Genomic DNA, 22,013 nt, shown 5'->3' with positions numbered 1-22,013 from the left:
AAAAAAAGCCTTGCGGAGTGCAAGGCTTTTTTGTTATTGAGTATTTATTTGCTTACAGAAACTTCAGCACTTCTTCGCCGATGGCCTCGGTACCGAGGATCTTGTCGGCCGGCGTCTGCTGGTCGGCGATGTCGCGGGTGCGGAAGCCGGCTTTCAGTACCTGGTCTACCGCGCTGATCACGGCTTCCGATTCCGCTTTCATGCCGAACGAAATGTCGAGCAGCAGGGCGGCGGACAGGATGGACGCGAGCGGGTTGGCTACGCCTTTGCCGGTGATGTCATGCGCGGAGCCGTGAATGGGCTCGTACACGCCGGTGCCGTCGCCGATGGAGGCGGAGGCCAGCATGCCCATGGAGCCTGCGATCTGGGAGGCCTCATCGGTCAGGATGTCGCCGAACAGGTTGGCGGTCACCACCACGTCGAAGCGGCGGGGATCTTTGATCAGCAGCATGGCGGTGGCGTCTACGAACTGGTGTTCCACTTCCACGTCGGGGTATTCGGGCGCGATTTTCTGGATCACTTCCCTCCACAGGCGAGATGTTTCGATCACGTTGGCTTTATCTACAGAGCAGAGTTTTTTGCGGCGGGTGCGGGCGGCTTCAAACGCTTTGCGGGCGATGCGCTCCACTTCGTAGCGGCTGTATTCGGCAATGTCGAAAGCGGTGTCGCCATTGTTCTTGCGGCCTTTTTCACCGAAGTAGATATCACCGGTCAGCTCGCGGAAAAAGAGGATGTCGGCTCCTTTCAGGATTTCCGGTTTGATGCTGGACGCGCCCAGCAGTTCGTCGAATAATTTGATGGGGCGCAGGTTGGCGTAAAGGCCGAGTTCCTTGCGCATTTTCAGCAGGCCCTGTTCGGGGCGCACTTTCGCGGAGGGGTCGTTGTCGTACTTCGGGTGGCCTACGGCGCCGAACAATACAGCATCGGATTTCCGCATTTTCTCCAGCGTTTCATCGGGCAGCGGGTTGCCGGTGGCCTCGATGGCTACGTGGCCGATCAGCGCTTCGTCGTAAGTAAAGGTATGGCCGAATCTGGCGGCTATCTTTTCCAGCACCTTTTTGCCGACCGCCGTTACTTCCTGTCCTATTCCATCGCCTGGAACAATTAAAATATGTTTCGTTGCCATTCGTATTGTGTGAGTGATAATTGAATCAGATTAAGTTGAGCATTTTTTGCGTGGCTTTGATGGCCGATACGGTCTGGTCGCTGTCCAGGCCGCGGGTTTTGAATTCCCGGTTGTTGAACCGCCAGGTGATGATGGTTTCGCAGAGGGCGTCGCTTTTGCCGCCGGGCGGGATGCGTACGGCATAGTCCGTCAGCACGGGCAACTCCTGCTTCTGCTTTTTGTACACCTTTTTGAGCGCGTTCATGAACGCATCGTACTGTCCGTCGCCCTGGGAATGTTCTTCGAACTGCTCGCCCTTGACGGATATGCGCAGCGTTACCGACGGTTTGAGATTTTTGGAGTGGGTGAGCACATAGTTTTCTATCCGCACTTTGTCCTCGATGGTGTTGCTGTCGAGGATGTCGGAAATAATATACGGCAGGTCTGCCTGGGTCACCATTTCCTTTTTATCGCCCAGTTCGATGATGCGCTGGGTGACCTTTTTGAGGTCGGGGTCGGAGAGCTGGATGCCCAGTTGCTGCAGGTTGTTTTCGATGTTGGCTTTGCCGCTGGTTTTACCCAGGGCGTATTTGCGCTGGCGGCCGAAACGTTCGGGCATCAGGTCGCTGAAATACAGTTTGTTCTTTTTATCGCCGTCTGCATGGATGCCGGCGGTTTGGGTGAACACGTTTTCGCCCACCACCGGTTTGTTGGCCGGGATGCGGAAGCCGGAGAAGGTTTCCACGAGCTTGCTCACGGAATACAGCGACCCTTCTGCCACGCTGGTTTTGATGCCGGGCATGAAGTCGTTCAGCACCGCGATGGCGCTGGCCAGCGGGGCGTTACCGGCCCGTTCGCCCATGCCGTTGATGGTGAGGTGCAGCCCGTGCGCGCCGGCTTTCACGCCTTCGAGCACGTTGGCGGTGCCGAGGTCGTAGTCGTTGTGCGCATGAAAATCGAAGTGGGCCTTCGGGTAGCGCTGCACGATTTCGGTGATGTATGCATGTACTTCGGAAGGAATGAGCACGCCGAGCGTATCCGGCAGCATGATGCGTTTCACCGGCTGCTGCGTCAGAAAATCGAGGTACTGGAACACGTAGTCGCGCGAGTGGCGCATGCCGTTGCTCCAGTCTTCGAGGTACACGTTGCACTCCAGTCCCTTTTTGCGGGCGAGGGCAATCACGGCGGCCACCTCGGCGAAGTGCTGTTCCGGTTTTTTCTTCAGCTGGTGCGTTAAATGATTGAGCGAACCTTTGGTGAGCAGGTTCATCACTTTAGCGCCGGCTTTCTGCATCCATTGTACGGACACGTCGCCGTCCACGAAAGTGAGCACCTCCACCTTGTTCAGGAAACCGTTGGCTTTTGCCCATTTGGTGATGGCCTTCACCGCCGCCAGTTCGCCGTCAGACACGCGCGCCGAGGCGATCTCGATACGGTCTACCTTCACTTCCGTGAGCAGCAGCTGGGCGATGGTGAGTTTCTCTGAAGGGGAAAAAGACACTCCGCTGGTCTGTTCGCCATCGCGGAGTGTGGTATCCATAATTTCTATATAACGCTTGTCAACCGGCATTTTTTAGTACATGCTTTTTGAAGCAAACTCCGCTATCTCGCCTTTCATGGCCTGGAGATAGTCGATGTCGTCGAACCCGTTGGTGAGGTTATGCTTCTTGTAAGAATTGATGTCAAAAGATTCCTGTTCTCCCGTAGCGGCGATGGTGATGGTTTGCGCGGGCAGGTCCACCACGATCTCGGCTTTCGGATCGGCTTCGATGGCGGTGAAGATTTTATCGAGGAACGCGGGGCTCACCTGAACGGGCAGGATGCCGATGTTGAGGGAGTTGCCTTTGAAGATGTCTGCAAAGAAGCTGGATACGACACAACGGAATCCGTAGTCGTAAATAGCCCAGGCCGCGTGCTCACGGCTGCTGCCGCTGCCGAAGTTCTTGCCGGCCACGAGGATTTTACCGGAGTAGATCGGGTTGTTCAGCACGAAGTCCTGCTTCGGTGAATTATCCGGGTTGTACCGCCAGTCGCGGAACAGGTTGTCGCCAAAGCCTTTTCTTTCGGTGGCTTTGAGGAATCGGGCAGGGATGATCTGGTCGGTGTCCACGTTTTCGATGGGCAGGGGCACCGCGGAGCTTTTTAAAATGGTGAATTTATCGTAAGCCATTGTTTGTGTTTTTGTTGCTGATAAAAGATTAGGCGATCAATTCGCGCGGATCGGTTACCACGCCGGTTACTGCTGCTGCGGCCGCCACGAGGGGGCTTGCCAGCATGGTGCGGGCGCCGGGGCCCTGCCTGCCTTCAAAGTTGCGGTTGCTGGTGCTTACCGCGTATTTGCCGGCGGGGATCTTGTCGTCGTTCATCGCCAGGCAGGCGGAACAACCGGGCTGGCGCAGCTGGAAGCCGGCTTCGGTCAGGATGTCGAGGATGCCTTCGTCTTTGATCTGCTGCTCAACGATGTGCGAACCGGGCACTATCCACGCAGTCACATGATCGGCTTTTTTACGGCCTTTGATGATGGACGCAAAAGCGCGGAAGTCTTCGATGCGGCCGTTGGTGCAGCTGCCGATGAACACGTAGTCCACTTTTTTGCCGAGCATCGAATCGTTTTCATGGAAGCCCATATAGTCGAGCGATTTTTCGTAGCTGCTTTTGCTGCCGCCTGCTTCCGCTGCGAGGGGGATATGCCGGGTGATGCCCATGCCCATACCGGGGTTGGTGCCGTAGGTGATCATCGGTTCGATATCCGCCGCATCGTAAGTGAATTCGGCGTCGAAAGCGGCGCCTTCGTCTGTTTTCAGCGTTTTCCAGTAGGCGAGGGCTTTGTCCCAGGCTTCGCCTTTCGGGGCTTTTTCCCTGCCTTTGATATATGCGAAGGTAGTTTCGTCGGGCGCAATCATACCGCCGCGGGCACCCATTTCGATGCTCATGTTACACACGGTCATACGGCCTTCCATGCTCATGTTGCGGAACACTTCGCCGGCATATTCCACAAAGTAACCGGTAGCGCCGGCCGTGGTGAGGCGGGAAATGATATAGAGGGTTACGTCTTTCGGCGTAACGCCTTTGCCCAGCTGGCCGTTTACGTTGATGCGCATTTTCTTCGGCTTGGGCTGCATGATGCACTGTGAGGAAAGCACCATTTCCACTTCGGACGTACCGATGCCGAAGGCGATAGCGCCGAAGGCACCATGGGTGGAGGTATGGGAGTCGCCGCACACGATGGTCATGCCGGGGAGGGTGATGCCGTTTTCGGGGCCTACCACGTGCACGATGCCGTTTTTAGGGTTGCCCAGCCCCCAGTGGGAAATGCCGTATTTGGCAGAGTTGGTTTCCAGGGCTTTCAGCTGGTTGGCGGAAAGCGGGTCCTGCACGGGCAGGTGCTGGTTGATGGTAGGCGTATTATGGTCGGCCGTTGCGAACGTCCTTTCCGAAAACATCACCTTCAGGCCGCGGTTTTCCAGGCCCAGGAAAGCCACCGGGCTGGTTACTTCATGAATAAAGTGCCGGTCAATAAAAAACACATCAGGCCCGTCCTGGATCTTCCTGACTACGTGTGAATCCCAAACTTTGTCAAATAATGTAGCGGGTACTTTGCTCATTTTTTATATTTTATAAACGTAACTACAAAATTGTTAAAATATATCCAGAAAATCTGCTTTTTTATCACGTTTTCTCTAATAAAATCCCCGGAATACTGACGGATGGGGCAGGGGGAATGTGCCCTGGAGCTTATTGAGTTGAAAATCAGGAGGTTGCCTGAAGACTCCCTCCTGACAGTCGTTATTTATTCCGCAGATGGTATAAATAAAAACCATAATCTGTGGGCACGCCGGCGTGGCCCAGCTGGTGCAGCATCGCCGAAATGTTGCCGCGATGGTAGGTGCCATGGTTGGCAATGTGCAGCATCACCTCGCCGAGCTGCATGGGCACTCCTGCGTACACGGCTTCTTCCGTGAGGGAGCGGCTGCGGGCGATGGCGGCAATCGCCGCGCATACCTGCTGCTGCCTGGCGGCCAGTCCTTCAAGGCTATCTTCCCGCGTTTCCCCCAGCAACCGGTCTATTTCCCGGCGGATGGTCCCGTAATCGTCCGCCGCATGCTGTCCGGTGAGCACGGCATGCCAGCCCGTGTCGATGATGTACACATGCACCAGCACGTCGAACAGCGATGGGAACACGCTTTTGACCGGCTCGTGCAGCAATAACGGGGGGAGGGTTTTCAAATGATCGTACACCCGGGCATGGGCCCAGACGTTATAATCGCAAATGGTCATGATATGAATTTTAGTCAGTAAAGATCGCCGTCAGTTCAGATCGGTGAATACGCGCACGGCCGGGGAACTGCCCCGGGAAACAACTGACCGGCACTGCAGGGTTTGCAGTTAAAACGATGCGCTATGGTGAATGTGGCTGTGCATGGTAACCTCCTTTTTTACGGTGAGCAAGGAAAGTTGACATCGTAAAAATAATATTTTTCGCTGTTTTTGTCCAATCCGGGAAAGCAAGCTCGTCATAAGAGCGAAAAACAAATTATTTTAACAATCTAAACGCAGTTACCATGACTGAATTCATGCTCATCTTCCGGCACCCCCAGCAACCTTCCCACGACGTATCGCCTGAACAGATGCAGGCCGGCATCAAGCAGTGGCGCGACTGGATAGGCGCCATTGCCGCCCAGGGAAAGTTCGTCAGCACCAACCGGCTCGGTTTTCAGGGCAAAACCCTCAAACCCGGCAACGTGGTGACCGACGGGCCATATGCCGAAGTAAAGGAAATGATCGGCGGCAACCTGATCCTCAAAGCGGCCTCCATCGATGAGGCGCTGCGGCTTGCAGAAGGCTGTCCCATCCTGCTGACCGGCGGGCATGTGGAAGTGCGCGATATTATGAAAATGGACTAAACCGTTACCCATGGAATTACCAAACATCTTCACCCAACCTGTGGCGCAGGATATAATCAGGCGCATCAACCTGCTACAGCCCGGCACCACGGCGCAATGGGGAAAAATGAACGCCGGGCAGATGCTGGCGCATTGCAATGTGCAATACGAACTGGTGTACGACGACAATCATCCCAAACCCGGATTCGTGATGCGGTTCATCCTCCGGTCGTTTGTGAAGAAGATCGTTACCAGCGCGCAACCGTACAAACAGAATGCACAAACTGCCCCTGCATTTATCATCAAAGGCGACCGGGATTTTGACCGGGAGAAAACCCGCCTGATCGGCTACATCCGGCAAACGGCGGAGCTGGGGGAACATGCGTTCGAGGGAAAAGTATCGCACTCGTTCGGTGCGCTTAGCAAAAACCAATGGAACAACCTGTTCTACAAACACCTCAACCATCACCTGACGCAGTTTGGTGTGTAACAGCGCATGCAGGAAAAGGAGCTCATTCCCCGCTTGTTTAAAACAGAGTACAGCAAGATCATTGCTGTACTCTGTAAATTATTCGGCAGCAACCATCTCGAAGTCGCCGAAGATATCGTGCACGACACTTTCCTGCTGGCCAGCGAAACATGGGGGCTGAAGAGCATCCCGGACAATCCCACCGCCTGGCTGTATACCGTGGCGAAAAACAAAACCATCGATTACCTGCGGAGGAATAAAGTGTTCGCGGAAAAAGTATCCGCCGTGCTCAGCAATTCGCAGGCCGGCGCCGCCGAACCGGCAATCGATCTCTCCGGGCCGAACATTGAAGATAGCCAGCTGCGGATGCTCTTCGTGGTATGTAACCCCGCCATTCCCAAAGAAGCGCAGGTGGGCCTGGCGCTACGCATCCTCTGCGGTTTCGGGATCGATGAAATCGCGGAGGCTTTCCTCTCCAATAAGGAAACCATCAACAAAAGACTGCTGCGCGCGCGGCAGAAACTCCGCGAAGAAAACATCTCCACCGACCTGCCGGCGGAAAAAGAAATGGGTGAGCGGCTGGAGGCGGTGCTCACCACCATTTACCTGTTGTTCAACGAAGGGTATTATTCTTCCACGCAGAACAGCGTGCTGCGGAAAGAGCTCTGTATGGAGGCGATGCGGCTGTGTTATTTCCTGTTGCAGCATGCGGCAACCAACACCCCGCCGGTGAATTCCCTGCTGTCGCTGATGTGTTTCCACGCTTCCCGGTTCGACGCGCGGCTGGATGCGGCGGGGGAACATGTTTTGTATGAGGCGCAGGACCGCGAATTGTGGAATGATGATCTGATAGAAAAAGGCAATTATTATCTGATCCAAAGCGCCCAGGGGCAGCAGGCGTCGCGGTACCATCTCGAGGCGGCCATTGCTTATTGGCACTGCCAGAAAACGCCGGTGCCCGGCAAATGGGAGGAGATACTCGACCTGTACAACAAACTGCTGATGCTGGAATATTCACCGGTGGCCGCCCTCAACCGGACGTACGCGCTGTCGAGGGTGAAAGGCAAAGCGGCCGCCATCAGGGAGGCCGAGCAATTGCAGCTGTCCGGCTCGCATTTGTACCATTCGCTGTTGGGGAATCTTTATACCGGGGTGGATGGAGGAAAGGCAGCGGAGCACTATCAAACCGCGTTGCAATTGGCCAGAACGGAGCACGACCGGGCGGTGATAATGCGGCATTTGAAGGCGTTGTGAGGTCGGGAAAAAGTTGTATATTTTGAATATGCGATTTATCCCTTTACTGTTGCTTGTTTTGCAGGCCTGTTCTTCCGGAACCGTTACGAGGGTGCCGTTGAAAAACAATCTCGGTGACATAACGATGGAAATGCCAGCCCGTTGGGATACCACCCTTCAGTGGACGGACTACAGTTGCAATGCTGAAAGCGACCGGATAAAATACCGTTTTCAGCAGCGGTCAAACCCCGTAGTGTTGGAAAGCGGGTTTATTTTTTCGAACTATCCCGAAGACTCCGTGAACCAATTGACGATTATGCATAGTGGCGCGGCAGCCCCTGGCCCGGGCGGTTGGAAAACCATGGCCGAAGTGCACGTCGGCAATAAATATTATTGCACACTTTTAGATGCAAACACCCAATTTTCGCTGGATACCATCATCCGGGCCGGCCAGGATAGTTTTTCCATACTTGCACCTGTATTTACGGATACGACTGCATACTATCATCGGGAGGTGCGCGTGGCAACCATCATGAATGGCCAGTTGCTGGAGTTTGAATTCAAACTGCTGTCGAAAACCCCGCAACCTGGTATGAACCGGTTCACCGGCGAAGCTCTGGGTATTATCCGGTCCACCCGCCTCAAATATCAGCGATAACCTCCACCGCCGGGGCCTTACCCCATTTTACAATATCTTCCGCCGTCAGGATCGCATAGCGCGAGCCTGCTCCGCCCAGTTCGCCGGAATACCTGCTGAAAACGACTTTCCCGATTTTATGATGCCTGATCACGTAGGAGCAAAGGATGCAGGGCTCCACATTGGTATAGAGGGTGGCCCCATCGCAGCTGCCGTGCCGTGCCAGGGCGTCCATCACGGCGAGTACTTCGGCGTGGCGGGTGATGTCTTTGAGCTGCCTGCTTTTTTCGAAGGCTTCGCCCAGTATTGTCCCGTCTTTCACGATGAGGCTGCCCACGGGGCTTTCGCCTTCGGCGGCGGCCATGGCGCCCAGTTCCAGGCAGCGCTGCAGGTATGGATGATGTTCGCTCATATTTCAAAGGTAGGCGAAAAAGAAAATGGGTTAACTTGGTACGGGGTTAACGGTAAATGGCACTGAGTTTGTCTCTACAGTTGCAACCAGTTTAAATCATCATCATGCAAATACGATTGATCGTTATCATCCTCCTGCTGGCCACACCTTTTGTAGGCGCGGCGCAATATTCCAGTAAAGGCATCATCACCGGCGCCGACCAGGTGAAGGCCTACCTGCCGTACCTCAAAGGTAAAAGGGTGGGCATGGTGGTGAACCAGACGTCCATTATCGGCAATAAGCTGAGCGTAGACAGCCTGCGTTCGCTGGGGGTGAACATCAAGGCGATTTTCGGGCCGGAGCACGGCTTCCGCGGCAACGCCAGCAACGGCGCCGAGGTGCACGACGAAGTGGATAAGGCTACCGGCATTCCCATTATTTCCCTCTACGGAAACAAAAGGAAACCGGCCAAAAAAGACCTCGACAATCTCGATATCATGATTTTTGACATCGCCGATGTGGGCTGCCGTTTTTATACGAACATCAACACCCTGCGCGACGTGATGGAATCCTGCGCGCAGTTCGGTAAAGAGCTGCTCATTCTCGACCGGCCCAACCCCAACGGGTATGTAGACGGGCCCATCCTGGATATGGAAAATAAATCCGGCATCGGCCAGTTCCCCATTCCCATCACGCATGGCATGACCATCGGGGAATTTGCCCACATGCTGAACGGCGAAGGCTGGCTGCAGAATAAAATGAAATGCAAGATCAAAGTGATACCGGTGGCCAACTACCGCCACGATATGGATTATGAGATGCCCGTGGCCCCGTCGCCGAACCTGAATACACAGCAATCGGTGATATTGTATCCTTCCCTCTGCCTGTTCGAAGGCACCATCCTCAGCCAGGGCCGCGGCACATACATGCCCTTCACCGTACTGGGCGCGCCCCGCCTGAAAGGGATCTACGATTTCACGTTCACGCCCGTGAGTATCCCCGGCAAATCCGAAACGCCGCTGCACCAGAACGATGCCTGCTACGGCCTGGACCTGCGCCGGTTCGATATTTCCCCGTTCCGCAAGGCCGGGAAAATCAATGTCGGCTGGATGATCGACCTGTACAAAGCGTACCCGGACAAAGCAAAATTCTTTGACCGTTCCTACAGCACCCAGATCGGCGACATCAACAAACTGGCCGGCGTTAAACAGTTCAGGGAACAGATCATTGCGGGTAAAAGTGAAGCGGAGATCCGCAAAAGCTGGGAACCGGGCTTAAGCGCGTACAAAAAAATGAGGACGAAATACCTGCTCTACAAATAAGCCGTCAGGTTTTGGATTGCATGCGCTGCGCGGCATAGATGCCCGTGTGGCCGCTGAAATAATACGCCGTAAAACACGCCACGGCATAATACAGTACATATTCCCCGCCGAATAATTCCACGCCCATGATAGTGCAGGCGATGGGCGTATTGGTAGCGCCCGCGAACACCGCGATGAAGCCGAGGCCGGCCATGAGGTCTACGGGCGCGCCTGTGAGCAATGCGATGGTGTTGCCCAATGCCGCGCCGATGAAAAACAGGGGCGTTACTTCGCCGCCTTTAAAACCCATGCCCAATGTGATGGCGGTGAACAATAATTTCCAGCACCAGCTCCAGTAACCGGCGCCGCCTTCGCGGAAAGAAGATACGATCGATACGCCGTCGGGATCGGGATTGGTGACGCCCAGCCCCAGGTAATCATCCGTGCCCAGCAACGCAGTCAGCGCGATGATGACGATGCCGCCAACGAAAGGGATGAGCCATTTGACGGGGATGAACTGCCCGCTGTATTTTTTAATGGTGTGCGACAGGGTGGAGAAAAGATAACCGGCCATCCCGAAACAAACGCCGCCCCCGATCACTTTCAGCAGGAGCCAGAAGTCAAAATGGATAAAGTCGACCGTGCTGCTGATCACTTCGTTGATGGCGATGTGATAATGGGTGTGCTGTATCTGCCAGGCGGAGCAGGTCACGTCTGCCAGCACGCTGGCCATCAGGCAGGGCAGGAGCGCTTTGTGGCTGATGCGGCCCACGGTGAGCACTTCCAGCGCAAACACGGCGCCGGTGACGGGCGTACCGAACACGGCCCCGAAACCTGCGGCGATACCGGTGGTGAGGATGATACGCACATCTTCTTTCCCCAGCCGGAACCATTTGCCGAGCTGGCCGGCCAGGCTGCCGCCGATCTGCACAGCCGTACCTTCCCGGCCGGCGGAGCCGCCGAAGAGGTGGGTGATGATGGTGGTGGCCAGCACCAGTGGCGCCATTCGCAAGGGAACGCCGCCGCCGGGCTCATGGATCTCGTTCATGATGAGATTGTTGCCGGCTTCGGCGTTTTTGCCGAGATACCTGTACAGCGCATAGATCAGCAACCCCGCTACGGGCAGTAAATACAGGAGCCAGGGACGCTGCTGCCGCAGCTGCGTCACTTCATCGAGCGACCATAAAAAGAATGCGACGAGAGAGCCCACGGTAAGCGCTACCGGAACGGTGATGGCGGTCCATTTTAACAAGTGAGCGGCTATGTGTACCTGTTCTGGTTTTTTCATACCTACAAATTGAAATGAAGGCCTTTTGCAAAGCCCCTGGTTTTGTAGGCGCCATCAGTCTTTCCGGGAGGAAGACGGTTCAGGTAGGAAGACACCATTTCCTTTTTTACGGAACAAATATAACGAGATCGGGGGAGTTTTTATATACCGGCGGAAAGTCGGCCGGCCGGGCAATTTCCCCGAACCGGTTTTTTTCGTTAAATTAATAACGCAGTTAATATTGTTTGGATAACCAGGTAAACCCGAATTTTTCACGTTCATGAAAACAGCACACCATGAAAGATCATCTGAAATCTGTCAGAGCAGGCATGATCCTGCTTGTACTATCCGCTGCAGCCTGCAGCAAACCCGCAGTAACAGACAATGAACTGCTTCCTGCAAATGAAAACACGCTATCGGTGACGGATATTTCCATCGCCGCCATCAACGGCTCTTTTTCCGAGAACTGGGACAGTTACACGCACGGAACCGCCTATACGCAGGCGCAGGCCGAAGCCGATTTCGGCAACATCACCGGCTGGAACAGTTCCCGCTCGATGATCTCCAACGGCAACCTGCGCGTGACGCTTCTTAAAGACGCGTTGGGCGGAGCCAGCGGCATCATTGCCCGCACGGACATTTCCGACGGCAGCGAATACCAGGTATCGTTCAGCATCCGGTTCCACAGCGCGTTCGACTGGAGCCGCGGCGGCAAGCTGGGTTTCGGTTTCCTGATCGGCGATGGCAATACCGGCGGCGACCCCGGCTGGGACGGCAACGGCGGCAGTATGCGCCTGATGTGGTATAATAACGGCAGCAGGGTGTACTTCCATCCCTACGTGTATTACCGCGACCAGCCCGGCGAGTTCGGCGACAACTTCGGTAAATCGTACCCGGCCACCGGCAGCCTCAACAGGGGCCAGACCTACCAGGTACAGATGTATGTAAAAAGCAATACCGGCACCAGCACCAACGGGCGGGCCAAACTGGTGATCGACGGCGTTACCGTGCTGGACACGGCCATCCGCTGGACCACCAACGACAGCAAGCGCCTCATCCGCAACCTCAGCTTCCATACTTTCCGCGGCGGCAGCCAGGCGCACTGGCAATCCACCACCGACGGATATATTTACTACGACGACCTGGTGGTGACCAAAATACAATAGGCCCCGCACGATATTAACTGCCGGCCGCAGCACGCATACCCGTGTTGCGGCCTTTTTTTGGCGCACCCACCCCTTCATATTGTCGCTTCCGCACCTGCCCGGAACGGGGAATAGGGCGTACGTTTGTACCGTTAAAACACCCCGCGTATGAAAAAGACGTTACTCTTACTGACACTGCTGTATCTGTTTGCATGGCAACGAAGCGCCGGCGGTGTGATCGTTCACCCTGAAAATCAAAATCATATGACAACAGACACTTCCAAAACGCGCGACCTGATCGTGACCCGCACCTTCGATGCTCCACTTGAAGAGGTATGGAAAGCCTGGTCGGATTCCGGTTATGTAAAACAATGGTGGGGGCCGAAAGTGTTTACCTGCCCGGTGGCCAAAATGGACTTCAGGGAAGGCGGGGCCTCGCTGGTATGTATGCGTACGCCGGACGGGCACGACCTGTACAACACCTGGAACTACCATAAAATAGTGCCGATGGAACTGATAGAATTCGTCATGCGCTTCTCGGACGCCGATGGTCAGGCCGTTGACCCCGCCAAAATGGGATTGCCGGCGGAACTGGCAGCCGGCGTACGGCACAAGATCACTTTCCGGCCGGTGGATGGGAAAACGGAAATGACCGTTACAGAGTTCGGGTATACGAACGATCAGACTTACGAGATGTCGAAAGCAGGGCTGGAGGAATGCCTCGATAAAATGGCCCTGATATTCAGCAAAAAATAAAGCATATGCCGAAACAAACCATCCGTTTAACCGCGGCCGAATTCCTGGAAGGTTTGAAAGCGCTGCAGTCTGATGCCGAACAGAAAAAAATACAACGCTATTTCAAGTCAGGCGAAGGTGAGTACAGCCAAGGGGATCAGTTCATAGGCGTGCGTATGGGGCAGGTGTTTCAGTTGGCCAAAGAGATGATGGACATGCCGCTTGCACAGATCGAAAAGTTGCTGGAAAGCCCCATTCACGAGGCGCGCGTGGGAGCGGTGAGCATCATGGACTTTCAGGCGCGCAGCAAAAAAACGCCCGAAAGCCGCCGGAAGGAATTGTACGAACTGTACCTCCGCCGGCATGACCGCATCAACAACTGGGACCTCGTAGACCGCAGCGCACAGTATGTAGTGGGTGGTTACCTGTACGACAAGCCGCGCGCCGTGTTGTACAAACTGGCGCGCTCTAAAAATATCTGGGAACGGCGCACGGCCATCGTGGCTACCAGTTATTTCCTCAAACACCGCGATCGCGCGGATACTTTCAAGATAGCGGAAATGCTGCTGAAGGATAAGGAAGACCTGATTCACAAGGCGGCCGGCGGCTGGGTGCGGCAGGCCGGCAAAGGTGACCGGGATCAGCTGCTGGCGTTCCTCGGCAAACACGCCGCCACCATGCCCCGTACTTTTCTGCGGTACGCTATCGAGCACCTCAGCGCCTCGCAAAAAGCGCATTATATGGGCCTGAAAAATGCCTGACGGTGGACTTCATCGCCGGGCAACAGCAGGCGGCAGGCAAAAAAAATAACGGGCCTTTCGCCCGTTACCTGTTGAAATAAATATCGCGGGAAAACACTGCTTACCGCAGTACTTTCAGTGCTATATCCTTATACTCCACTTTCATCGGCGGGCCCACATGCACCTGCATGCCGAGCATGCCCTTGTTTTTACCGTTCACCGTGTCATTGTCGGTGACGTCGCTCATCAGCACCCCGTTGATATAGTGCTGGAGGCGGTTGCCTTTCACAACGAGGCGGCAGGTGTTCCAGTCGCCGCTTTTGATTTTTTCTTTCAGCGCATCGCCGCTGCCCAGCGAGCCCGTTACTTTGGCGGGCGTCCAGGCGTTGCCTTTGCTGCCGTCTTTCGGGCTGAGTTTGGTGTCTGGAATGGTCACGATCTGCCCGCGGTAGGCGAGCGTGGTACGGCCTCTTTCTTCATAATTCTGGCCCGTATAACGATTGGCGCCGTCGATATCCGCCTGGTAGCCTTTGAGGGCGTGCGGGACGTCGCTGAGCTTTTCGCTGCGGTAGTTGATGCCGCTGTTGCCGGCGGCGGTGATCCTGAATTGCAGGGTCAGTTCAAAATCCGCGGGCGCGCCGCCCTGCCAGATGATGAAGCTGTTTGTTTTGAGGGGTTTGTCCGGCTTGATCTCACCCACCAGGCAACCGTTTTCCACGCGCCAGTATTCGGTGTCGCCTTCCCAGCCATTGAGCGTTTTGCCGTCGAATATTTTCACGGCTTTTTGCGCGCAGGCCAGCTGCGGCAGTAAAACGGCCAGCAGCAGCGTGTATTGGAGGATTCTCAGCATATGCTTGTTGTTATTTGATCGCAAAGTTTACGTTTTCCCATGTTCCCGCTGCGGCGGAGCTCAGCACAGCTTCGCATACGGCCTGCGTTTCGTAGGCCTCGCGGAAAGTGGGGGAGCAGGGGGTGTTGTTTTCCAGGCTGCGCAAAAAGTCTGCCACCTGGTGCACGAACGAATGTTCGTAGCCGATGCCCAAACCGGGTACCCACCACTTGTTCATATACGGCTGTTCGCCATCTGTCACATGGATGGAGCGCCAGCCACGCAGCTGCGAATCGTCCGAATTCTCGAAATATTCGAGCCGGTTGAGATCGTGCAGATCCCAGCGGATGGAGGCATTCTCGCCGTTGATCTCGAAGGTGTACAGCGCCTTGTGGCCGCGGGCGTAACGGGTGGATTCGAACAGGCCGAGCGAGCCGTTCTCGAAGCGGCAGAGGAAAGCACAGGCATCGTCGATTTTTACTTTTTCCACCTTGCCGGTGAGCTGGTGCATTCTTTCTTTCACGAACGTTTCCGTCATGGCCGTTACGTTGCTGATGCTGCCGTTGAGCCAGATGGCGGTGTCGATGCAGTGCGACAACAGGTCGCCGGTTACGCCGGAGCCCGCTACGTCCGCATCCATGCGCCAGAGGCCGGCGCCGCCCTGGGGCAGGTTGGCGTTGATCGTCCAGTCTTGCAGGAAGTTGGCGCGGTAATGGAAAATACGGCCCAGCTTGCCCGAGTCGATGATCTGTTTGGCCAGCGTTACGGCGGGCAGACGGCGGTAGTTATACCATACCGTGTTGGCCACGCCGGCTTTTTCGATGGCTTCCACCATTGTTTTCGATTCCGCCAGCGTGCGCGCCAGCGGTTTTTCGCAGAGCACCATCTTGCCCCTTTCGGCGGCGGCAATGGCGATTTCGGCATGCGTATCGTTCGGCGTGCAGATGTCTACCGCATCGATGCTGCTGTCGGCGATCACCTTTTTCCAGTCGGTTTCCACTTTCTCATATCCCCATTGTTCCGCGAATGCGCGGGTTTTTTCTTCGTTGCGGGAGCAAACGGTTTTCAGTACCGGCTGGTATTGCAGGTCGGGGAAAAAATTCGGGATGCGGCGGTAGCCGTTGGAATGCGTCCGGCCCATGAATCCCGTGCCTATCAGTGCTATGTTGAGTTGTTTTTTCTGGCTCATGTTGTGTGATTGATTTGAAAGTGTCGTTTACTCGTACCAGCCGTGCTGCTCGCGTACTTTGATCATGGCGGCCAGGATATTGTTCCAGGTGCCGGGCTGTGTCATCTGCTGGTTGGGGAACATGCAGCCGTCCCAGCAGATGTGCCTGAAAGCTTTGGTGAGCTCGCCATTCTCATTCCGCAGCCAGTAGCCGGCGTCGCGGGCAATGTCGAGTTTGCCGTTGGGATCGTTGGCGAGGCAGTGGCGGCCGGTTTTGTCGTGTGATCCGGTGCCGTGTACGGTGCCGTCGTTCTGCGCCACGTGGAAATCGATAGTCCAGGGGCGGAGTGCGGCCGTAAGGGTTTTAAGCCCCTGCTGCAGCGCGGCGGTGTCGCTCCAGTCGAAGTTGGCGGGCAGAATCCTGTCTTCGGGTTTGTTGTAGCCCATCAGGTACAGCAAGGTATGCGCCATGTCCGCCTGAAAGCCCATGTTGGGGCGGCCTGTGGCTTCGAGTGTGTCGATCATGGTTTTCCAGCTGTGCATCCCGCCCCAGCATATTTCGCCTTCGGCGGCGAGCTTTTCGCCGTAATCAGCCGCTACGTCGCAGGCTTCACGGAATGTTTCGGCGATGAGCTTCGTATTGCCGGCGGGATCTTTCGCCCAGGCTTCCGGGGTGCTGGCGGAATCGATGCGCACCACACCGTGCGGGCGGATGCCGAGGCCGCGCAGCACTTTCGCGATGTGGCACGATTTGCGGACCTGTTCCACGAAACGTTTTCTTTCTTCCCTGCTGCCCATCGCGGGGCCACCGTCGGGCGGCCAGATGGGAGCTACCAGGCTGCCGATCTCAAGACCGTAAGACGATACCTTGTCCGCGAGTTTTTTGATATCGTCGTCCGACCCGTCTACATTAAAATGCGGGTTGAACAGGCCGATGTCCACACCATCGAATTTCACACCGCCTACTTCGGCGGCGGCGGTCATTTCCAGCATTTTGTCGAATGCGATCACGGGCTCTGAGCCTTCTCCCTTGCCTACAATGCCCGGCCAGGTGGCATTGTGGAGTTTCGGATAATTATTCTGCGGCATACTGATGTATTTCTTTGAAGGTGGATGTAATTATAACACGAGATCGGGATTACCGGGCCCGAAATGTTTCAGCATCACGATGGGATCGGTGGCGGATGCGTTAGTGATGGTAACGCCCTCACGCGCAGCTTTTTCACTGATGAAATATTCGTCGTGGGTAAGCTGCCCGTAGCGGATGAGCGCGGGCGTTTCGATATCCCACACGCCCATTTTGCCATGCCCCTGCATCATGATGATGCCGTAAGCGGCGGCGTCTTTGATCACCACGGTAGCGCCGGGCTCGATGGTCAGCTCCTTGGCGCTGAACGCATCGGATTTATAACATACCCAGTTTTCCGTATAGCCTTTGGCGTTAGCGGATGCGGGTTTGGGGGCCATAAAACGGTTCTGGTACAGGTTCGGGTCGAGGTTCAGGTCCCAGTCGATCACATCGAGCAGCGCTTCATAGTCGCCGATGCTTTCTTTGGGTGTGCCGTTCCAGAGGAGTTCTTCGGGTATCACGGCGTTGTTCACGAGCGACTGGTACATCGCAAACACGTCCGACGCTTTTTGCGGCTCGTAGGTGCAAAGGCTGCCGGGCGCGTGCAGCAGGCCGGGAGGCACGTCCCAGCCGGTGCCGGGGCGCAGTAAAAAGGCCTGTGAATAGTCGGTGATCTTGTTATCGCCTTTCGTGAAATTACGCAGGCATTCGCCGATCTGCTCGCGGGTGGTGCCGGGCGCGATGCCCATGAACGTGTAAGGAAAATCGCCGCCGTGGTTGTTGAGCTGCGGCGGGAAATAATACGCTTCCGGTTTGCCCAGCTGCCCGATCAGTTTCGCCTTTTCGTCGTTGTGATGGATGTGGTGGGGAAGCGGCCCCAGGTTGTCGAAGAACTTGGAGTACATGGGCCACGACTGGTACTCGTCCCAGAGCCGTTGCCCGATGAGCTCGCCTTTGAGTTCATCCACCGCATCTTTGAGCAGGAAGAGCACTTCCTTGCCGCCGTCGTTGAACACCACTTTGCTGAGGCCTTCGTGTTCGCCGGTAAGGGGGCCGTTTTTGGCAGGCGTGGTGGACGACAGCCAGCGTTCGTCGATACCGCCGCGTTGACCGCCCAGTACGTAATAATCATCCGGGTGCAGTTTGATCCTGCGGCCGGGCACGCAGAAAGACCGCGGTACCCAGGTGGGGGCAAGGCGAAGGATGCCTTTGCCCTGTTCCAGCGCTTGCGCCGCTACACTTGTTTTCGCCATTGGCATTGCATTAAGGGTGTTGGATTGTTGACTCATCGTGGAAATATTTTTTTGATGTTATTTGATTGATTCAGTATCTCCAGCTCCAGTTCGTAGGAGCGGCGCTCTCCGGGTTCAAGGAATATCAGTGTGCCCTGTTTTCTGGCGGCGGCCTGCCCGATGGGCGGATGGGTGCCCGGTTCCAGCCCGGTCACATATTCGCCCGGCCCCCAGTGTTGCCAGTTAGTGAGCCAGGGCAGCTGCGATTTTTTGAAACGCAATACGGCGGCCAGCTCTATCCGCGGATTATGCAGCCCGCAAATACTCCATCCGTCCGCATCCGCCGCTACGTCAATAAAAGCGGCCGCTTCACCGGTGCCTGCATGGTTTTCCAAGGGCGGCGCACAGCTCCTGAAATTATAATTTTTATTGAAGATTTCTATACTTAATTCATCTCTCGGCTGCCAGTCGCCTTCCCAGAGCAGGGTAGCGCCTTCATCGGCCAGCGGCCAGCCGAAATTGAAATGATAGAGCAGCATATGCGGCGCGGTGGTATTGCCGCGGTTGGTCACTTCGTCGTGCACGCGTATCACGGGTTCACCGATGCGCGCGGAAATGGTGCGTTTCAGTTCGAGCTGGGTGCCGAGCGCCGTGGCTTCTTTGATGATGCCGGTGATGCGCATGTCCATCTTTCCCATCACAGGGTCCGGCTGCTCTATGGCAATGACCTCCGCGGGTGTATTGCTGATGGGGCCATGCAGCCCGCGCTCGCCGTGCGCATCGTTTTCGGGGCCGCCGGCATGGGTCAGGCCGCAGGTGGTGAACAGGCCGCCACCAAAGGTCCTTAACCAGGTAATGCCCCTGTCCGATAACGGAGCAGGGGCAGTGAGGCCGGTATAACTGAGCCATACCAGGCTGTGTTGATTGAAAAACGCATCGGCGATATCCATACACCGGTCTGTCGCTACCTTGAACCGCAGGCCCGTTCCGGTATTGAACCAGGCGATGCGGCTCCCTTTGCCGGGACCATTATCCAGTACTGATGTTTCTATGCCTCCCAGTTGCGCATGATGCGATATTTTGTTGTGCCATTGCGGCTTGTCTGATGCCATTGTATCAACGTTTACCAAGTTTAGCGGGATGGAGGAACATACTGTCTGCCTTGTTGCCGCCCGATTTCAGGTAGGCCATCAAATCGCGCAACTCGTCGGGGTTCAGGCGGTTGATGAGGCCGGGCAGCATCACGGATACCTGCGAGGCTTTTGTGCCGGCCACTTCCTTTTTCGGCAGATCGCGCTGCATTTGCGGGGAGAAGGGGTTCTGCGAGATGACGTATTTTTCTTTGTCCTCGCTCACCAGCCTGCCCGTCACCGTGCTGCCGTCTTTCATCGTGAACACGGTGGCGCCGTACTGATCCGAAATGGTTTTGCTGGGCTCGATGATGGCCTCCAGTATGTCTTTGCTGGAGAAGCGGCTGCCGAGCTGCGTAAGATCGGGGCCTGCCGTGCCGCCTTCGCCTTTCATGATGTGGCACGATGCGCAAAGCGTGGCGTTGAACATGGCTTTGCCCTGTTCGAAGTTGCGGCCGGCCAGCCCGCTGTCGATCACCAGTGTGGCTTCTTCCAGCTTCCATCTCCTGCCGGGGCCTTTGGGCTGCGCCATACCCAGCGCCGTCCTGCCGTTGTTGTTCAGCAGGCTGTCGCCGGAAATGGTATTGAAATGCGCGTACTCGCTTTTCGGTACGTTTTTCAGCGCGTTCTTGCGGGCGTTGTTGATGAAGCCGAGGAAACTGTGGCCGCCCTTAAACCCGAACGCATTGTGGAACCAGGAGAAATAACTTTCCTGCAGCTCGGGCGTCCAACCGGTTTTGGCTTCGCTCAGCACGGTAGCGTAAAATGTCTGCTGCAGCGGCGGCATTTTCGACAGCATGCCGGCAATGTCGAGGCCGTATTGCGGGTTGCGCATGATGAGGTCGGCAGACGACATGGCGGTTTTCATCGCAGTGGTATCGTCTTTCGCTGTTTTCATCAGCGCCACCGTTTTCTGTACGGCATCGGGCGCGCCGAGGTACACGAGCAGTTTGCTGAGCGGGCTGTTCAGTTCATTGGTGGCGGCAGGGAAATGGGCGTTGAGATACGCGATGGTGGATTGTTTTATGCTATCTTCCGGCATGCCCATCCGCGCCAGCACGAGTTCGAACGCACGCAACAGGTCTACCTGCTGCGAAGCGCTGAGCCCTGCGAAGTTAACGGTTTGCAACTGCTGCAGCAGGCTGTTGCGGAGCGTGGAGTCGCCACGGCGGGCCAGGGCAATGGTGGCCTGGATGATCGTTTCCGGATCTTTTTCCGCCAGCGCCCTGGCCTGCCAGCTGGCTGCCGGCTGGTTTTCCAGCACCGTTCTGGCGGCATAGCGTACAAAACGGTCGGCATGTTTCAGTTGCGGCCATGCTGCTTCCACTGCACCGGCTTTCGCGCCGCCATGGTAACTTTCGAGCTGGCGGCGGAGCTGGTGCGCTTCACTGAGGGCCGGGGCCTCGTCTTTCGCCGTCATCTTTTCACCGTCGTCGTAATACACGCGGTAGAGATCGGATTCGAGGCGGCGGCCGCCGGTGAGGAAATACATTGCGCCATCGGGACCAATGACGCCATCAGTCAATGGGAGTGGGGCTCCTGACAAAAATTCTTCTGCTTCTGCTTTATATCCTGCGCCGTCGGGCTGCAGGTGAATGGCGTAAATGATACCAAAACTCCAGTCGAATGCGAACAGCGCCTTCCGGTATTTTTCCGGGAAGCTGGCATCGCGGCACGAAAGCAAGTTGGTGGGCGAGCCCTGGCCGATGTTCAGCACCGCGGGCAGGTTGTCGGGCCAGGAAGGCGACCATTTATCGGTGCCCGGCCGCCAGCCGAATTCGCTGCCGCTGCTCACGAAACAGATGCGCGTGGGGCGGTACCATGGTGTGCCGAAATCCCATTCCATGTCCGAGTCGTACGTGAACATATCGCCGGCATCGTTGAACGCCATGTCGAAGGGGTTGCGGAAACCGGAGCTGATCAGCTCCCAGTTGGAGCCCGTGGAATCGATGTGCGCTATCCAGCCGCCATGCGTGTTCACCACATTGTCGTGCCCGTTCGGGTCGCGGATGAGCGGCAGCAGGTTGTCGATTTCGGCGGAGAGCGGCATGCGGTAACTGTTCATCTCCGGGATCTTGGTGAAGTTGCCGGCGATCACGTACATCGATTTTTTGTCGGGCGCCAGCACAATGCTGTGCGGCCCGTGCTCGCCTTCTCCTTCGAGCGCCTTGATGAGGGTGACTTTGTCGAACTGGTCGTCGTTGTCCGTGTCCTGCAACCGGTACAGCCCGCTGCCCTTGTTGAATTTGTCGTCGCTGTTGTGATTCACCATCACATACAGGCTGTTGAACGCGTACAGCAGGCCCTGCGCATAACCCATGGATACTTTCGGAAGGGTGTCTGCCGGGTTGACGGGGCCGATGTTGAGCCGCTCGATCTTAAAGTCGGCCGAATCGCCGCCGATGGCGGGCAGTTTCAACCGGTACAGGAAACCGAACTGGTCGGATACGATGAGGCGGCCTTTGTCGTCGAAGGTCATCGCCACCCAGGAGCCCTGTTTGTTGTCGCCGGGGCTGTACAGGTGCTCTACATTGAATTGATCGGGCAGTTTGAGTTTGTCGATTTTAGGATTGCCCGTTGGTTGTTTTTGCTGCGGTTGCTTACAGGCGGTGGTGGTCGCCAACACGGCCAGCATCATCCAGCAAAGCGTTTGTTTCACTCCCATATATGTTATTTGTT

At 56.1% G+C, this 22,013-nt stretch carries 21 protein-coding genes and 1 riboswitch; of the genes, 8 read left to right on the top strand and 13 right to left on the bottom strand.

The genetic code is table 11. The features are described from left to right. Nucleotides 1-52 precede the first annotated feature (52 nt). The 5 genes from leuB to EGT74_RS02430 all read right to left on the bottom strand — a co-directional run bounded on the left by leuB (nucleotide 53) and on the right by EGT74_RS02430 (nucleotide 5,383). Entirely contained in the window at nucleotides 53-1,126 is a 1,074-nt protein-coding gene (gene leuB / locus EGT74_RS02450; RefSeq protein WP_123844947.1) for a 3-isopropylmalate dehydrogenase, read from the bottom strand. 25 nt (nucleotides 1,127-1,151) lie between these two features. Beyond that, the gene (locus EGT74_RS02445; RefSeq protein ID WP_181954726.1) at nucleotides 1,152-2,645 is read right to left on the bottom strand and encodes an alpha-isopropylmalate synthase regulatory domain-containing protein; all 1,494 of its coding nucleotides are present in this window, start codon (nucleotides 2,643-2,645) and stop codon (nucleotides 1,152-1,154) included. A gap of 33 nt (nucleotides 2,646-2,678) precedes the next feature. Continuing rightward, on the bottom strand, nucleotides 2,679-3,275 hold the full coding sequence (leuD, locus tag EGT74_RS02440; RefSeq protein WP_123844945.1) for a 3-isopropylmalate dehydratase small subunit: 597 nt from the start codon (nucleotides 3,273-3,275) through the stop codon (nucleotides 2,679-2,681). Nucleotides 3,276-3,303: 28 nt separating this feature from the next. Beyond that, entirely contained in the window at nucleotides 3,304-4,710 is a 1,407-nt protein-coding gene (gene leuC, locus EGT74_RS02435; RefSeq protein WP_123844944.1) for a 3-isopropylmalate dehydratase large subunit, read from the bottom strand. A 181-nt stretch (nucleotides 4,711-4,891) separates the two neighbouring features. Further along, nucleotides 4,892-5,383, bottom strand: a complete 492-nt coding sequence (locus EGT74_RS02430; protein WP_123844943.1) for a DinB family protein — start codon at nucleotides 5,381-5,383, stop codon at nucleotides 4,892-4,894. 284 nt (nucleotides 5,384-5,667) lie between these two features. On the opposite strand from EGT74_RS02430, the gene EGT74_RS02425 reads away from it, so the two are divergent. The 4 genes from EGT74_RS02425 to EGT74_RS02410 all read left to right on the top strand — a co-directional run bounded on the left by EGT74_RS02425 (nucleotide 5,668) and on the right by EGT74_RS02410 (nucleotide 8,348). Continuing rightward, on the top strand, nucleotides 5,668-6,009 hold the full coding sequence (locus EGT74_RS02425) for a YciI family protein (protein WP_123844942.1): 342 nt from the start codon (nucleotides 5,668-5,670) through the stop codon (nucleotides 6,007-6,009). Between the two features lie 10 nt (nucleotides 6,010-6,019). After that, nucleotides 6,020-6,478, top strand: coding sequence for a DUF1569 domain-containing protein (locus tag EGT74_RS02420; RefSeq protein WP_123844941.1), 459 nt, complete (start codon nucleotides 6,020-6,022; stop codon nucleotides 6,476-6,478). Between the two features lie 6 nt (nucleotides 6,479-6,484). Next, nucleotides 6,485-7,711 (top strand): RNA polymerase sigma factor, encoded by a 1,227-nt coding sequence (locus EGT74_RS02415; protein WP_123844940.1) that lies wholly within the window; start codon nucleotides 6,485-6,487, stop codon nucleotides 7,709-7,711. Between the two features lie 97 nt (nucleotides 7,712-7,808). Next, on the top strand, nucleotides 7,809-8,348 hold the full coding sequence (locus EGT74_RS02410; RefSeq protein ID WP_123844939.1) for a hypothetical protein: 540 nt from the start codon (nucleotides 7,809-7,811) through the stop codon (nucleotides 8,346-8,348). Here EGT74_RS02410 and EGT74_RS02405 read toward each other — a convergent pair. After that, nucleotides 8,332-8,739, bottom strand: a complete 408-nt coding sequence (locus tag EGT74_RS02405) for a nucleoside deaminase (RefSeq protein WP_123844938.1) — start codon at nucleotides 8,737-8,739, stop codon at nucleotides 8,332-8,334. The genes EGT74_RS02410 and EGT74_RS02405 overlap by 17 nt on opposite strands. Before the next feature lie 104 nt (nucleotides 8,740-8,843). Between EGT74_RS02405 and EGT74_RS02400 the strand changes: the two genes are divergently transcribed. Beyond that, on the top strand, nucleotides 8,844-10,040 hold the full coding sequence (locus tag EGT74_RS02400; RefSeq protein ID WP_123844937.1) for an exo-beta-N-acetylmuramidase NamZ family protein: 1,197 nt from the start codon (nucleotides 8,844-8,846) through the stop codon (nucleotides 10,038-10,040). A gap of 4 nt (nucleotides 10,041-10,044) precedes the next feature. Here the strand turns inward: EGT74_RS02400 and EGT74_RS02395 are convergent, their stop codons facing one another. Next, nucleotides 10,045-11,307: a voltage-gated chloride channel family protein gene (locus tag EGT74_RS02395; protein WP_123844936.1), complete on the bottom strand. Its 1,263-nt coding sequence runs from the start codon at nucleotides 11,305-11,307 to the stop codon at nucleotides 10,045-10,047. Between the two features lie 38 nt (nucleotides 11,308-11,345). Then, nucleotides 11,346-11,418: riboswitch (Fluoride riboswitch) on the bottom strand. A gap of 164 nt (nucleotides 11,419-11,582) precedes the next feature. On the opposite strand from EGT74_RS02395, the gene EGT74_RS02390 reads away from it, so the two are divergent. From EGT74_RS02390 to EGT74_RS02380, 3 genes are all read left to right on the top strand, one after another. Continuing rightward, entirely contained in the window at nucleotides 11,583-12,452 is an 870-nt protein-coding gene (locus EGT74_RS02390) for a polysaccharide lyase (RefSeq protein ID WP_123844935.1), read from the top strand. A 147-nt stretch (nucleotides 12,453-12,599) separates the two neighbouring features. Next, a complete protein-coding gene (locus EGT74_RS02385) occupies nucleotides 12,600-13,187 on the top strand; it encodes an SRPBCC family protein (RefSeq protein ID WP_220392794.1) in 588 nt (195 codons plus the stop codon). A 5-nt stretch (nucleotides 13,188-13,192) separates the two neighbouring features. Then, entirely contained in the window at nucleotides 13,193-13,927 is a 735-nt protein-coding gene (locus EGT74_RS02380; protein ID WP_123844934.1) for a DNA alkylation repair protein, read from the top strand. Between the two features lie 100 nt (nucleotides 13,928-14,027). On the opposite strand, the gene EGT74_RS02375 is transcribed toward EGT74_RS02380, so the two are convergent. Genes EGT74_RS02375 through EGT74_RS02350 form a run of 6 tightly spaced genes read right to left on the bottom strand, consistent with a single transcriptional unit; the run spans nucleotide 14,028 to nucleotide 21,999 of the window. Next, nucleotides 14,028-14,756: a 3-keto-disaccharide hydrolase gene (locus EGT74_RS02375; protein ID WP_123844933.1), complete on the bottom strand. Its 729-nt coding sequence runs from the start codon at nucleotides 14,754-14,756 to the stop codon at nucleotides 14,028-14,030. Nucleotides 14,757-14,766: 10 nt separating this feature from the next. After that, entirely contained in the window at nucleotides 14,767-15,924 is a 1,158-nt protein-coding gene (locus tag EGT74_RS02370; RefSeq protein ID WP_123844932.1) for a Gfo/Idh/MocA family protein, read from the bottom strand. Between the two features lie 27 nt (nucleotides 15,925-15,951). After that, on the bottom strand, nucleotides 15,952-16,992 hold the full coding sequence (locus EGT74_RS02365; RefSeq protein ID WP_123844931.1) for a sugar phosphate isomerase/epimerase family protein: 1,041 nt from the start codon (nucleotides 16,990-16,992) through the stop codon (nucleotides 15,952-15,954). Nucleotides 16,993-17,022: 30 nt separating this feature from the next. Further along, nucleotides 17,023-18,225 carry a cupin domain-containing protein gene (locus EGT74_RS02360; RefSeq protein WP_181954725.1) on the bottom strand — a complete coding sequence of 401 codons (1,203 nt, stop codon included), beginning with the start codon at nucleotides 18,223-18,225 and terminating at the stop codon, nucleotides 17,023-17,025. A gap of 32 nt (nucleotides 18,226-18,257) precedes the next feature. Then, nucleotides 18,258-19,316, bottom strand: coding sequence for an aldose 1-epimerase family protein (locus EGT74_RS02355; RefSeq protein WP_123844930.1), 1,059 nt, complete (start codon nucleotides 19,314-19,316; stop codon nucleotides 18,258-18,260). Nucleotides 19,317-19,320: 4 nt separating this feature from the next. Next, on the bottom strand, nucleotides 19,321-21,999 hold the full coding sequence (locus EGT74_RS02350; protein ID WP_123844929.1) for a c-type cytochrome: 2,679 nt from the start codon (nucleotides 21,997-21,999) through the stop codon (nucleotides 19,321-19,323). Nucleotides 22,000-22,013: the final 14 nt, after the last annotated feature.

This window comes from Chitinophaga lutea (assembly GCF_003813775.1).
In the GTDB taxonomy this organism is placed as follows: domain Bacteria; phylum Bacteroidota; class Bacteroidia; order Chitinophagales; family Chitinophagaceae; genus Chitinophaga; species Chitinophaga lutea.
The sequence above is the reverse complement of the archived record's forward strand: the minus strand, read 5'-3'. Positions and strand labels throughout refer to the sequence as shown.